Genomic DNA, 12,385 nt, shown 5'->3' on the forward strand with positions numbered 1-12,385 from the left:
ATGAAATGCTGCCGCCTATAGATTTGCGGTAACGCGGGCCGTGGGGAGTTCGGGTGATGGACAGGGTCTTCAGTCTCGCGGCGCCGACCGTGGTGAGTGAGGTGATCGACGGCGAGGCGATCATCATGGATGTGCGAACCGGCATCTATCACAGCGCCGAGGGGCTGGCGGCGCCGCTCTGGGAGGCGCTGGTTGCCGGTGTGGGCACGGTGCAGATCGTGCAGGCGCTGGAGATGGCCTATCCGGGAACCGAGGCCGCGGCCGACCTCAATGCCTACGTCGATCAGTTGACGGGCGCCGGCCTTCTGGCTGCGAGCGACGGCAAGCCGTCGATCGTCCCGGTCGACTTCGCCGGCCTGCCTTATGCCGCGCCGTCACTCGTCAGCCATGGCGACATGCAGGATCTCATCCTGCTCGATCCGATCCACGACGTGAGCGCGGATTATGGCTGGCCGGTGAAGCCCGATCTCGCCGCACCGGGGGCCGCCGCCTGAGTATGGCAATGGTCGCGCCGGTGTCGGTGCCCGCACCGGTTTCCGTCATCGTGCCATGCCACAATTACGCGCGTTATCTGCCGCAGGCGCTCGATTCGATCCTCGGCCAAAGCCGTCCGCCCGCCGAAGTCATCGTGATCGATGATGGATCGAGCGATGGCAGCGCCGATATCGCCCGCGCCTTCGGATCGCGGGTGGTCGTGCGGTCGCAGGCACAGCAGGGCATTGCCGCTACGCGGAATGCCGGGCTCGATATGGCGGGGCAGGGGCTGATCGCCTTTCTCGACGCGGACGATCTGTGGACGCCCGACAGCCTCGCGCTCCGTTTGGCGGCGCTCGAAGCGCAGCCTGCGCTCAGTTGCATCTTTGGCCAGACCGAACATTTCATGAGCCCGGAGGTGGATGAAGCCACACGCGCCCGGCTGGCTTGCCCGCGAGGCGCAGCGGTCGCCCGCTTTGTCGGCGCGATGCTCGTGCGGCGCGACGTATTCGATCGGATCGGCCGCTTCGACACAGCTTTCCTCGTCAGCGAGATGATGGACTGGTCCGGGAGGCTCGACGATTCGGACGTGGCGGTGGGGCAAGTCGAGGCGCTCGTGATGCGGCGGCGGGTGCATGGCGACAATTCCACGCTCTCCCCGGCCGCGAAGGGCGATTACCTCCGTGCCCTCAAGGCCGCCGTCCGGCGCCGGGCACAGGCGTGACCGAGAAGGTCGGCATCCAGAGCGTCGATCTGCCCGCGCGGAGCGAGGCCGAGCAAGCCGACTTCCATGCCGCCGCCATGGCGGCCGGGCAGGCGGCGCTGGAACGCGCCGGGGCGATCGACCACGATATCGCGATCGCCGGCGTCCGTATCCGCCTGCGCTTCGCGGGCGCGCGGATGGTGCGTGAATATCTGCCGGCGCTTGCGCATCTCCTCGTCGCGGATGCGGGCGAGCCCGATGCGACCTTCCTCGTCTGGGATGGCGAATCGACCGGTATCGCCATGCCGCCGCCGCCCGTCACCCGCGCCGCCTTCACCGATCGCGGCGACATCTGGGGCATGGAGAGCCGCCACTTCCGCAGCGCCTTTCACTGGAGCGATTATTCGGTCTGCGTGCTCGATATGGAAACCGGCATCGGTGCGAGCTGGATCGCGAAGCCGGAGGCTCTGCCCTATTGGGCGCGCTCCTCGCCGATGCGGACGATGTTTCACTGGTTGCTGGAACCGCGGGGGCTGCATCTGCTCCATGCCGCCGTGGTGGGCGATGCGAACGGCGGCGTCCTCATCACCGGCCGCGGCGGGGTCGGCAAATCGACCACGTCGCTGGTCGCGCTCGCCGAGGGCATGGCCTTTGCCGGCGACGATTATGTCGTGGTCGGGTTCGATCCCGAACCGGTGGCCTATACGCTCTACTCCACCGCGAAGCTGGTGCCGAAGCAACTCGATCTCCTGCCTGAGCTGGTCCCGCTGGTCGATCGCAGCCAGCCCGATACCGACGAGAAAGCGGTGATCCGCTTATATCCCGCAAGCAGTTGTCAGATCGCCCAAGGCCTGCCGCTGCGCTGGCTGCTGACGCCGCGCTTCGGCGAAACGGCGGAGACCCTTTTCGAGCCGATCGCCCCGGCCGAACTCCATCAGGCCGCCGCCTTCACCACCATGTCGCAACTGCCTCATGCCGGCCGAGCCACCCACGATTTCGTCGGGGCGCTGGCCGCGCGGCTGGAGACGGCGCGGATCGTGTTGGGGCATGACGTTCGCGCCGTGCCGGGCGCTCTCGGCCGGTTGCTCGCGGGTGAAGTGATTGTGCCGGCCGCCGCGTCGCACGATGTACGGCCGCCGCTCTCCGTCATCATCCCCGTGTTCAACGGCGCGCATTTCCTGCCGCAAGCCGTGCAATCGATCCTCGCGCAGCAATATCCGACGGCCGAGATCATCGTCGTCGACGATGGATCGACCGACGATATCGAGAGGGTGGTGGCGGCATTGCCGGTCGAGGTGCGCTTCCTCCGCCAGACCAACGCCGGCCCGGCCTCCGCGCGCAATCGTGGTATCCGCAACGCCAGCGGCGATCTGATCGCCTTCCTCGACGTGGACGATCTCTGGCCCGTCGACCGTCTCGCCTCGCTCATTGCGGCGCTGGGCGAGGATCGCGATGTGGCGATCGGTCGGGGGCAACTCGCACGGATCGACCCGGACGATCCGGCCGCCTACAGTTTCGTCGGCAATCCGGGTGAGGCCTTTCCTTATTATATCGGCGCCGCGCTCTACCGTCGCGAAGCCTTCACCCGCGTGGGACTCTTCGACGAGGACATGATCTTCGGCGAGGATCAGGATTGGTATCGCCGTGCCGAGGAAGTCGGTCTGGGGGTGACGCGGGTCGAGCAGATCAGTCTGATCGTCCGCCGCCATGGTGCCAACATGACGCATGGCAAGTCTGCGGTCGAGATGAACGAGCTACGGGCGATCAAGAAGGCGCTGGAACGCCGCCGGGCGGCGGGCCTGTTGGCGAAGGCGCGCTAGGCCAGAACCTCGCCGCAGATGCGCTCGATCCGGCGCAGCACCGGGCCGAGATCATAATCCAGTACGCGATCATGCGGCAGCAACCGATCCGGCCCGATCTGCGCCAGCATCGCCGCCGCAATCTCGTCGGCCGAACGGGGATCGACGAGCCGACCGTGGCGCCCGTTCTCCAACACCGCGCCCGCATTGCCGGCGCTGCTGGACGCGACTACCGGCTTGCCGCACGCCATCGCCTCCAGCAGCACATTGGGCGCGCCCTCCCATAGCGAAGGCAGCACGAACAGGTCGGCGGCGGCGAGCAGCGGGAACGGGTTGGCGGTGCTGGCGCGAATCTCGACCCGATCGGCGACACCGCATCGCGCCGCCCAGTTCATCAGCCTGGCACGGCGTCCCGCCTTGTCGCCCAGGATCAGCAGGTCGATCGGCCGGGTGCGATTGGCGATGGCGAGTGCCTCGATCAGCGTGGTGTAATTCTTCTGTGCCGAGAGCCGGCCGATCGCGATGGCGAGCGGTACGTCGCGAGGGCGCCAGTCGTCCGGCAGCGGGATGGCGGCGGCGGCACGGACTGCAGAGATGTTCACGCCGTTGTCGATCGCTATGCCCTTGCGACGTAGCGGCGCCGGCAGTCCGCGCCCGCGTGCCAGCATCGACGAGACGAACAGCACCCGCGTCGCCGAAAGCCCGATCAGCGACAGGCTCAACCGGCGGCTTGCCCATATGAAAGGCCGCAGCAGCAATGGCCCGCCGCGGTCGGGATCGAGTTCATTGCTGATGCGGTAGATGCGATGCAGTCCACCGATCCCGGCACTCGCCAGCAGTGCGAACAGGTGAAGGTGGTTGCCTGGCGACAGCAGAACGTCTGGACGAGAGCGCCGCAGGTGAGTCGCCAGATCGGGAATAGCGCGCAACAGCAATAGCCACCGGGACGCGATACCCTGTGCGGATCCCAAATCCACCAGACGCACGGCGGGAGACACGAAACCACGCAAGGGCCCGCGCATCGCGCAAACCACCAGGTCGATCTTGTACCCCCGCTCGGCGAGATGGTTGGCAATGGCGATGGCATTGCGAACCACGCCCGTCGCGGACAGATCGAAAAGGATAATGGCGATGCGCCCGCCCTGCGGGGCATCGGAAATGGCGAAGGCCGATTCGGGCTGATTGAGCATCGCCCGAGTGGCTTAAGCGATTTTCGTTACATTCGCGTGCCAGTTTGCGAAATGCTTCGCCGTGCGGGCAGGGAGCGTTTGCAGCATTGCGGCGTTCATGCGGGATGAACTTCGATATCGTCAGCACCGTGCCCGAGCCGCTCAAATATCTGATCGGCGCGACCATCTTCGTGTTCGCCTTCGGGTTTCTCTATGCGTGGGCACGGGGGCGGAATTCGGATTCCACCGGCGAATGAGCGCGATCGTTTCGGAACCGTCAGCGCGCTTGGCGGTTGACGCTTCCGACACATGTTTTTCGCAGGAGATGGCCATGGTCGACGAGACCAGCACTGACGCACCCGCCGCCGCGCCGAAGCGCCGCACCCGCGCGGCCAAGGCCACCGGAACGACCAAGACGACCACCGCCGCCAAGGCCGCGAAGCCGGCCGCGCGCACCCGCACCGCCAAGGCCGCGACGGCCAAGCCCGCAGCCCGCCGCAAGGCACCGGCCGACAGCGCGCCCGTCGCCGCCGTGAAGAAGGCCGCCACCAAGACCAAGGCCGCCGCCAAGAGCGCGGTCGCCAAGGCGCCGCCGGTGACCGCCAAGAGTATCGCCGTGGCCGCCGGTGTCGCCGCCGTCGGCGCCATCGCGGGGCTCGCCGCGACCGTCGGCCGCGAGCGAATCGTGAAGGCCAAGGACGATCTGGTCGAGAAAGTGAAATCGCGCACGAAAAAGGCCGAGCCGGAAGTCGAGCCGGCGGTCGCCTGAGCGGACAAGCTACCCGTTGAAGGGGTGGGAGAGGAGAGGGGCGGCCCACGCAGGCCGCCCCTCGTTTCTTATGTGCTTCGTCATCGCGAGCGAAGCGAAGCAATCCAGCCTCTCGATCGAACACTGCCGCCGGAACGGGATTGCCTCGCCGCGCTCGCAATGACGGGTGGGGTCAATCCTTCCGCAGCAGCGTGATCTTCGCCTTGCCGAAAACCCGCTCGGCATCGACGGTCCAGCCCTCTACCGCGACCGTCTCGGCCTTGGCGGTTTCCACGCTCGCCCAGGTGCCGGGCGCGGTCGAGAGGTTGGCGAAGACCTTGGCTGTCAGGTTGGTGCCATAGGGCGCGTCCATCAGGATCAGGTCGAACGGGCCGCCGCGATAATTCTCCGCCGCGCGCGGCTCCAATGTGCTGGCGGCGTCGAGTTTGGCGATGTTCGCCTTGAGCGTCTCCTGCGCCGCGCGGTCGCGCTCGACGAAGGTGCAGTGGGCGGCGCCGCGCGACAGCGCCTCCAGCCCCAGCGCACCGGTGCCCGCGCAGATATCGACGACCTTCAGCCCCTCGAAGCTGCCCAGCCGGCTCGCCAGCATCGAGAACAGGCCCTCGCGGGTGCGATCGGCGGTGGGGCGGGTGGCGTCGCCCGGCGGGGAGACGAGGGTGCGCCCGCGCCATTGTCCGGCAATGATCCGCACCTCAGCTCTCCCGTGGCGCCGGGCGGCGGCGGCGAATCGGGGCGGGCGCCCGTTCGCGCGCGGCATCGGCCGGGCGGCCGCGATTGGAGGGCAGGCCATCCTCGCGTTTCGCCGTGCCCTGCGCCGGGCCGGCGGGTGCCTCCTTCAAGGTCTTGCGGAAGGCGACGAGGTCGTGCTGCTTGATCTCGTCCACCGCGCCCACCGGCAGATCGGCGAGCGGGAAGGGGCCGTAGGCGGTGCGGATCAGGCGGTTCACCTGAAGCCCGAGAAATTCGAGGACGCGGCGCACTTCGCGATTCTTGCCCTCGGTCAGCTTCATCTCGATCCAGGTGTTGGCGCCGGTCCGCCGCTCGAGATTGGCGTCGATCGATCCGTAGCGGACGCCCTCGATCTCGACGCCCTCGATCAGATCCTCCAACTGTTCCTGGCTGACGTTGCCGAAGGCGCGCGCGCGGTAGCTGCGCGGCACGCCGGTCGAGGGCAGTTCCAGCTGGCGCTTGAGCCCGCCGTCGGTGGTGAGCAGCAACAGCCCCTCGGTGTTCATGTCGAGTCGGCCGACCGGCACCAGCCGGGGCAGGCCGGGGGGCAGCTTGTCGTAGATCGTCGGCCGGCCGCGCGGATCGCGCTCGGCGGTGAGCACGCCCGCCGGCTTGTGATAGCGGAACAGGCGGGCAGGGGCGGGGGCGGCGACGGGCTGGCCGTCCACCGTCACCTTGTGGAGCGAGGTCAGCACCGTGGCGGGGGTATCGATGACGACACCGTCGATCGCAACGCGCCCGGCCTCGATCATGCGCTCAATCTCCCGGCGGGAGGCGATGCCGGCGCGGGCGAGCAATTTGGCGATGCGCTGTTCGTCGCCCTTGCCGCTCTTGAGCGGGCGATCGGGTTCGCGTTTCAGCTTCTTGGGAGGTTGGGACATTGTGGTCCCTTAGTCGCAAAGTGCGCGCAGCGTAACCATCCGTGGTTGACAGGCCCCGGCACGTCTCTAAACGCGGCGCCGGGCCACGCCGTCCCAACGCGGCGCGTGCTCTCTGTGAGGAGAGACTATATGACTGAGTACCCCCGCCCGGCGGCAAAGCCGGTGCGTCCGCATTTTTCGTCCGGTCCCTGCGCCAAGCCGCCGGGCTGGCACGCCGAAGGCCTCGCCACCGCGTCGCTCGGCCGCTCCCACCGCTCCAAGCTCGGCAAGAGCCGCATCACTTATGCGATGGACCTCACCCGCCGCATCCTGCGCCTGCCCGAAGGCTATCGCCTGGGCATCGTCCCCGGTTCGGACACCGGCGCGGTCGAGATGGCGCTCTGGTCGATGCTGGGCGCCCGCCCGGCGACGATGGTCGCCTGGGAGAGCTTCGGCGAGGGCTGGGTCACCGATGTCGTCAAGCAGCTGAAGATCGACGCCAAGGTGGTGAAGGCCGGCTACGGCGAACTGCCCGATCTGGCGGCGCTCGACCAGTCGACCGATATCGTCCTCACCTGGAACGGCACGACCTCGGGCGTGCGCGTGCCGAACGGCGACTGGATCAAGGGCGACCGCGAAGGCCTCCTCATCGCCGACGCCACCTCGGCCTGCTTCGCGCAGGACATTCCGTGGGAGAAGCTCGATGTCGTCACCTTCTCCTGGCAGAAGGTGCTGGGCGGAGAGGGCGCGCATGGCGTCCTGATCCTCGGCCCGCGCGCGGTCGAGCGGCTGGAGAGCTACACCCCCGCCTGGCCGCTGCCGAAGATCTTCCGCATGACCAAAGGCGGCAAGCTGATCGAGGGCATCTTCAAGGGCGACACGATCAACACGCCGTCGCTGCTGGCGATCGAGGATTATATCTGGTCGCTGGAATGGGCGCTGGGCCTCGGCGGCCTGACCGGCCTCATCGATCGCGCCGACGCCAATGCCGCAGCACTCGATGCGTGGGTGCAGGCGACGCCGTGGATCGAGCATCTCGCGGTCGATCCGGCCTCGCGCTCGAACACGTCGGTCTGCCTGAAGTTCGCGGCCGATGCGGTGGCGGGTCTCGACGAGGAAGCGCAGCTCGCGCTCGTCAAGAAGATGGCCTCGCTGCTGGAGGCCGAGGATGCGGCCTATGACGTGGCGGGCTATCGCGATGCCCCGCCCGGCCTGCGCATCTGGTGCGGTGCCACCGTCGATACGACGGACATCGAGGCGCTCGGCCCCTGGCTCGACTGGGCCTGGCAGACCGCGCGCGGCTGACCTTCAAAGCCCTCTCCCCGCTGGGGAGAGGGTTGGGAGAGGGGCAGTCCCTCATATCCTGCAACATTCAGGGCCGGCTTCGAGAGACTGCCCCTCTCCCCGGCCCTCTCCCCAAAGGGGAGAGGGAGAATTTTCATGCCCAAAGTACTGATTTCCGACAAGATGGACCCCCAGGCCGCCAAGATCTTCCGCGAGCGCGGGGTCGAGGTGGATGAGATCACCGGCAAGACCAAGGACGAGCTGATCGCGATGATCGGCGAGTATGACGGCCTCGCCATCCGTTCCTCGACCAAGGTGACCAAGGAGGTTCTGGCTGCCGCCACGAACCTGAAGGTCGTCGGCCGCGCCGGCATCGGCGTCGATAACGTCGATATCCCGTCGGCCTCGGCGGCGGGCGTGGTCGTGATGAACACGCCGTTCGGCAATTCGATCACCACCGCCGAACATGCCATCGCGCTGATGTTCGCGCTCGCCCGTGATCTTCCCGAGGCCGATCGCTCGACCCAGGCCGGCAAGTGGGAGAAGAACCGTTTCATGGGCGTGGAGGTCACCTCCAAGACGCTCGGCCTGATCGGCGCCGGCAACATCGGGTCGATCGTCGCCGATCGTGCGCTGGGCCTGAAGATGAAGGTCGTCGCCTACGATCCCTTCCTCACCCCGGAGCGCGCGACCGATCTGGGTATCGAGAAGGTTACGCTGGACGAGCTGCTGGCGCGCGCCGATTTCATCACGCTCCACACGCCGCTGACCGAGCAGACCCGCAACATCCTCTCGGCCGAGGCGCTGGCCAAGACCAAGAAGGGCGTTCGCATCGTCAATTGCGCGCGCGGCGGCCTGATCGACGAGGCGGCGCTGAAGGAGGGGCTCGACAGCGGCCATATCGGCGGCGCCGCGCTCGACGTGTTCGTGGAGGAGCCCGCCAAGGCGAGCCCGCTGTTTGGCACGCCCAACTTCATCTCGACCCCGCACCTCGGTGCCTCGACCAACGAGGCGCAGGTCAACGTGGCGATCCAGGTGGCCGAGCAGATGGCCGATTTCCTGATGTCGGGCGGCGTCACCAACGCGCTCAACATGCCGAGCCTGTCGGCCGAGGAGGCGCCCAAGCTGAAGCCCTATATGGCGCTGGCCGAACGTCTCGGCAGCCTCGTCGGCCAGCTCGAGGGCGATGCGATCAAGGCCGTGTCGATCGAGGTCGAGGGGGCGGCCGCCGAACTCAACCAGAAGCCGATCACCGGCGCGGTGCTGGCCGGCCTGATGCGGGTCCATTCGGATACCGTGAACATGGTCAACGCGCCGTTCCTCGCCAAGGAGCGCGGGCTCGACGTGCGAGAGGTGCGGCACGATCGCGAGGGCGATTACCACACGCTGGTGCGCGTCGCGGTGAAGACCGAGGAGGGCTCCAAGTCGGTCGCCGGCACGCTCTTCGCCAATGCCGAGCCGCGTCTGGTCGAGATCTTCGGGATCAAGGTCGAGGCCGATCTGGGCGGCCAGATGCTCTACATCGTCAACGAGGACGCCCCCGGCTTCATCGGCCGTCTCGGCACCACGCTCGGCGAAGCCGGCGTCAACATCGGCACCTTCCACCTCGGCCGCCGCGCGGCCAAGGGCGAGGCGGTGCTGCTTCTCTCGGTCGACAGCCCGGTCGAGGGCGAGGTCATGGCCCAGCTCAAGACGATGCCGGGCGTGAAGGCGGTGAAGGCACTGCGGTTCTGATGTGAAAGCCCTCTCCCCACCGGGGAGAGGGTTGGGAGAGGGGCAGGATGCCGAAGCTGGATGAAACGCTGAAGGCGCGGGCGCGCCGGATGCGGACCGAGGCGACGCCGGCCGAGGCGAAGCTCTGGTCGATCCTGCGGGCGCATCGCCTCTCCCACATCAAATTCACGCGGCAGGTGGTCGTCGCGCCCTACATCCTCGACTTCGCGGCGCGGCAACATCGTATCGCGATCGAGATCGACGGGGATACACATGCGCTGCAATATCGCTATGACCCCGCGCGAACCGACTTTCTGCAACAGCAAGGCTATCGCGTGCTGCGCTTCTCCAACGCCGAAGTGATGGGAAATGCCGAGGGAATGGCCGACGCCATCCTCGCGGCGTTCGCGGCCACGTCTGCCCCTCTCCCAACCCTCTCCCCGGAGGGGAGAGGGCTTTGACCATCTCCCCCGGCCTCCTCCCCGAAGGGCTTCGCGATCGGCTGCCGCCGCAGGCGGAGGCGGCGTCGCGGCTGTTGCATCGGGTGATCGTCGCGATCGGCCGCAACGGCTATGATCGCGTCTCCCCGCCGCTGGTGGAATATGAGGAGAGCCTCGTTGGCCGGCTGAAATCGGCGCGCGCGCAGGATCTGCTGCGGCTGGTCGATCCGCTGTCGCAGCGCACGCTCGCCTTCCGGCCGGACATGACCGCGCAGGTCGGCCGCATCGCCGCGACCCGCATGGCGCATCTGCCGCGCCCGCTGCGCCTGGCCTATGGCGGCCCCGTGCTGAAACTGCGCGCCACCCAGCTTCGCCCCGAGCGCGAGCTGACGCAGGCGGGGGCCGAGCTGATCGGCCTCGACAGCGTCGCGGGCGTCGTCGAACTGCTCACCGTCGCGATCGAGGCGCTGGAGGCGGCGAGGATCACCGCCATCACGATCGATCTCACGCTTCCCGATCTGGTCGAGACGCTCGCCGCCGGCCCGCTGCCGCTCCCCTCGTGGCGGGTGGATGAGGTGCGCGAGATGCTCGACGGCAAGGACGCCGGCGGCCTCGCCGCGCTGGGCGCCGAAGCCTATCTGCCGTTCGTCGCCGCCGCCGGCCCGCTGGAGGGCGCGCTCGCCCGATTGCGCGCGCTCGATGGGGCCGCCGCGCTCCAGAGCCGGCTTGACGGGATCGAGGCGATCGGCCGCGCGCTGGCGGGGCGGGTGACGCTCACGCTCGACCCGACCGAGCGCCACGGCTTCGAATATCAAAGCTGGATCGGCTTCTCCTTCTTCGCCGAGGGGCTTTCGGGCGAGATCGGGCGCGGCGGCAGCTACACGATCGTCCACCCCTCGGGCGCGGAGGAGCCGGCGGTCGGCTTCTCGCTCTATATCGATCCGCTGGTGGATGCGGGCCTCGGCACCGAACCGCGCCGCCGCCTGTTCCTGCCGCTCGGCCACGACGCCCGCGTCGCGCGCGAGATGCGCCGCGCCGGCTGGATCACCATCGCCGCGCTGTCGCCGGAAGACCGGCCCGACGGCTGCACCCATCGACTCGACGGCCCGGTCGCCGTCGCGCTCTAACATTTCAAGGACTGAACGATGGCCAACGTCACGGTGATCGGCGCGCAATGGGGCGACGAGGGCAAGGGCAAGATCGTCGATTGGCTGTCGGCCCGCGCCGACGTCGTCGTCCGCTTCCAGGGCGGGCATAACGCCGGCCATACGCTCGTCGTCGGCGATCAGGTCTACAAGCTCAGCCTGCTGCCTTCGGGCATCGTGCGCGGCACGCCGAGCATGATCGGCAACGGCGTGGTGCTCGATCCCTGGCACTTCCGCGATGAGGTGGCCAAGCTGAAGGGGCAGGGGGTGACGATCACCCCCGAAATCCTCCAGATCGCCGAGACCTGCCCGCTGATCCTGCCCTTCCACCGCGACCTCGATGGCTTGCGCGAGGATGCGAGCGGCGCGGGCAAGATCGGCACCACCCGGCGCGGCATCGGCCCCGCCTATGAGGACAAGGTCGGCCGCCGCGCGATCCGCGTGTGCGATCTGGCGCATCTCGACGATCTCGGGCCGCAGCTCGATCGGCTGATGGCGCATCACGACGCGCTGCGGGCGGGCTTCGGCGTGGCGCCGATCGATCGCGACGCGCTGATGGCCGAACTGCGCGATATCGCCGGCGATATCCTGCCCTATGCCGGCCCGGTGTGGCGCACGCTCGATGCCGCCCGCCAGCGCGGCCGCCGCATCCTGTTCGAAGGCGCGCAGGGCGTGCTGCTCGATGTCGATCACGGCACCTATCCGTTCGTCACCTCGTCGAACACGATCGCGGGCACGGCGGCGGGCGGATCGGGCCTCGGCCCGTCGGCGGCGGGCTTCGTGCTGGGGATCGTCAAGGCCTATACCACGCGCGTCGGCTCCGGCCCGTTCCCGACCGAGCTGGCCGACGAGACCGGCGAGCGGCTGGGCGTCGCGGGGCATGAGTTCGGCACCGTCACCGGCCGCAAGCGCCGTTGTGGCTGGTTCGATGCGGTGCTGGTGCGCCAGTCGGCCGCCGTGTCCGGCATCACCGGCATCGCGCTGACCAAGGTGGACGTGCTCGACGGGTTCGACGAGATCCGCATCTGCACCGGCTACAAATTGGGCGACAAGACCTACGATTATCTCCCGCCGCACCCGCGCGACCAGGCCGCCGTGGAGCCGATCTACGAGACGATGGAGGGCTGGTCGGGCTCGACCGCCGGCGCGCGCAGCTGGGCCGATCTGCCGGCGCAGGCGGTGAAATATATCCGCCGCGTGGAAGAGCTGATCCGCTGCCCGGTGGCGCTCGTCTCGACCAGCCCGGAGCGCGAGGACACGATCCTCGTGCGCGATCCCTTCCTCGACTGACCGGAGCGGC

General features: G+C 68.2%; 13 protein-coding genes. 10 read left to right on the top strand and 3 right to left on the bottom strand.

Annotated elements, in window-relative coordinates:
* Positions 1-56: 56 nt before the first annotated feature.
* Genes PQ455_RS06895 through PQ455_RS06905 form a run of 3 tightly spaced genes read left to right on the top strand, consistent with a single transcriptional unit; the run spans position 57 to position 2,997 of the window.
* Positions 57-494, top strand: a complete 438-nt coding sequence (locus PQ455_RS06895) for a PqqD family protein (protein WP_273690385.1) — start codon at positions 57-59, stop codon at positions 492-494.
* A gap of 8 nt (positions 495-502) precedes the next feature.
* Positions 503-1,198: a glycosyltransferase family A protein gene (locus PQ455_RS06900; protein ID WP_273690387.1), complete on the top strand. Its 696-nt coding sequence runs from the start codon at positions 503-505 to the stop codon at positions 1,196-1,198.
* Complete coding sequence (locus PQ455_RS06905) at positions 1,195-2,997, top strand: glycosyltransferase (RefSeq protein ID WP_273690389.1); 1,803 nt, start codon at positions 1,195-1,197, stop codon at positions 2,995-2,997. The genes PQ455_RS06900 and PQ455_RS06905 overlap by 4 nt, the downstream gene beginning before the upstream one ends.
* Here the strand turns inward: PQ455_RS06905 and PQ455_RS06910 are convergent.
* Positions 2,994-4,166, bottom strand: a complete 1,173-nt coding sequence (locus PQ455_RS06910) for a glycosyltransferase (RefSeq protein ID WP_273690391.1) — start codon at positions 4,164-4,166, stop codon at positions 2,994-2,996. The genes PQ455_RS06905 and PQ455_RS06910 overlap by 4 nt on opposite strands.
* A gap of 104 nt (positions 4,167-4,270) precedes the next feature.
* On the opposite strand from PQ455_RS06910, the gene PQ455_RS06915 reads away from it, so the two are divergent.
* Together PQ455_RS06915 and PQ455_RS06920 are read left to right on the top strand one after the other, a co-directional pair.
* Positions 4,271-4,402 (top strand): hypothetical protein, encoded by a 132-nt coding sequence (locus PQ455_RS06915; protein ID WP_273690393.1) that lies wholly within the window; start codon positions 4,271-4,273, stop codon positions 4,400-4,402.
* Between the two features lie 74 nt (positions 4,403-4,476).
* The gene (locus PQ455_RS06920) at positions 4,477-4,914 is read left to right on the top strand and encodes a hypothetical protein (RefSeq protein ID WP_273690395.1); all 438 of its coding nucleotides are present in this window, start codon (positions 4,477-4,479) and stop codon (positions 4,912-4,914) included.
* 172 nt (positions 4,915-5,086) lie between these two features.
* Here PQ455_RS06920 and rsmD read toward each other — a convergent pair whose 3' ends face one another.
* Together rsmD and PQ455_RS06930 are read right to left on the bottom strand one after the other, a co-directional pair.
* Positions 5,087-5,605: a 16S rRNA (guanine(966)-N(2))-methyltransferase RsmD gene (gene rsmD, locus PQ455_RS06925; protein ID WP_273690397.1), complete on the bottom strand. Its 519-nt coding sequence runs from the start codon at positions 5,603-5,605 to the stop codon at positions 5,087-5,089.
* A 1-nt stretch (position 5,606) separates the two neighbouring features.
* Positions 5,607-6,524 (bottom strand): pseudouridine synthase, encoded by a 918-nt coding sequence (locus PQ455_RS06930; protein ID WP_273690399.1) that lies wholly within the window; start codon positions 6,522-6,524, stop codon positions 5,607-5,609.
* 129 nt (positions 6,525-6,653) lie between these two features.
* Between PQ455_RS06930 and PQ455_RS06935 the strand changes: the two genes are divergently transcribed.
* From PQ455_RS06935 to PQ455_RS06955, 5 genes are all read left to right on the top strand, one after another.
* On the top strand, positions 6,654-7,808 hold the full coding sequence (locus PQ455_RS06935; protein ID WP_273690400.1) for a phosphoserine transaminase: 1,155 nt from the start codon (positions 6,654-6,656) through the stop codon (positions 7,806-7,808).
* A gap of 135 nt (positions 7,809-7,943) precedes the next feature.
* The gene (gene serA / locus PQ455_RS06940; RefSeq protein ID WP_273690401.1) at positions 7,944-9,521 is read left to right on the top strand and encodes a phosphoglycerate dehydrogenase; all 1,578 of its coding nucleotides are present in this window, start codon (positions 7,944-7,946) and stop codon (positions 9,519-9,521) included.
* Between the two features lie 47 nt (positions 9,522-9,568).
* Entirely contained in the window at positions 9,569-9,961 is a 393-nt protein-coding gene (locus tag PQ455_RS06945) for an endonuclease domain-containing protein (protein ID WP_273690403.1), read from the top strand.
* Complete coding sequence (locus tag PQ455_RS06950; RefSeq protein WP_273690405.1) at positions 9,958-11,067, top strand: ATP phosphoribosyltransferase regulatory subunit; 1,110 nt, start codon at positions 9,958-9,960, stop codon at positions 11,065-11,067. Before PQ455_RS06945 ends, PQ455_RS06950 begins: the two co-directional genes overlap by 4 nt.
* Before the next feature lie 18 nt (positions 11,068-11,085).
* Positions 11,086-12,375: an adenylosuccinate synthase gene (locus tag PQ455_RS06955; RefSeq protein WP_273690406.1), complete on the top strand. Its 1,290-nt coding sequence runs from the start codon at positions 11,086-11,088 to the stop codon at positions 12,373-12,375.
* Positions 12,376-12,385 lie beyond the last annotated feature (10 nt).

The organism is Sphingomonas naphthae (genome assembly GCF_028607085.1).
GTDB lineage: Bacteria > Pseudomonadota > Alphaproteobacteria > Sphingomonadales > Sphingomonadaceae > Sphingomonas_Q > Sphingomonas_Q naphthae.

What these genes read in the sequence shown, in the direction of transcription:
- PQ455_RS06895 (WP_273690385.1), top strand. Translation starts at nt 57, where the DNA reads ATGGACAGGGTCTTCAGTCTCGCGGCGCCGACCGTGGTGAGTGAGGTG.
- PQ455_RS06900 (WP_273690387.1), top strand. Translation starts at nt 503, where the DNA reads ATGGTCGCGCCGGTGTCGGTGCCCGCACCGGTTTCCGTCATCGTGCCA.
- PQ455_RS06910 (WP_273690391.1), bottom strand. Translation starts at nt 4,166, where the DNA reads ATGCTCAATCAGCCCGAATCGGCCTTCGCCATTTCCGATGCCCCGCAG.
- PQ455_RS06915 (WP_273690393.1), top strand. Translation starts at nt 4,271, where the DNA reads ATGAACTTCGATATCGTCAGCACCGTGCCCGAGCCGCTCAAATATCTG.
- PQ455_RS06920 (WP_273690395.1), top strand. Translation starts at nt 4,477, where the DNA reads ATGGTCGACGAGACCAGCACTGACGCACCCGCCGCCGCGCCGAAGCGC.
- PQ455_RS06930 (WP_273690399.1), bottom strand. Translation starts at nt 6,524, where the DNA reads ATGTCCCAACCTCCCAAGAAGCTGAAACGCGAACCCGATCGCCCGCTC.
- PQ455_RS06935 (WP_273690400.1), top strand. Translation starts at nt 6,654, where the DNA reads ATGACTGAGTACCCCCGCCCGGCGGCAAAGCCGGTGCGTCCGCATTTT.
- serA (WP_273690401.1), top strand. Translation starts at nt 7,944, where the DNA reads ATGCCCAAAGTACTGATTTCCGACAAGATGGACCCCCAGGCCGCCAAG.
- PQ455_RS06945 (WP_273690403.1), top strand. Translation starts at nt 9,569, where the DNA reads ATGCCGAAGCTGGATGAAACGCTGAAGGCGCGGGCGCGCCGGATGCGG.
- PQ455_RS06955 (WP_273690406.1), top strand. Translation starts at nt 11,086, where the DNA reads ATGGCCAACGTCACGGTGATCGGCGCGCAATGGGGCGACGAGGGCAAG.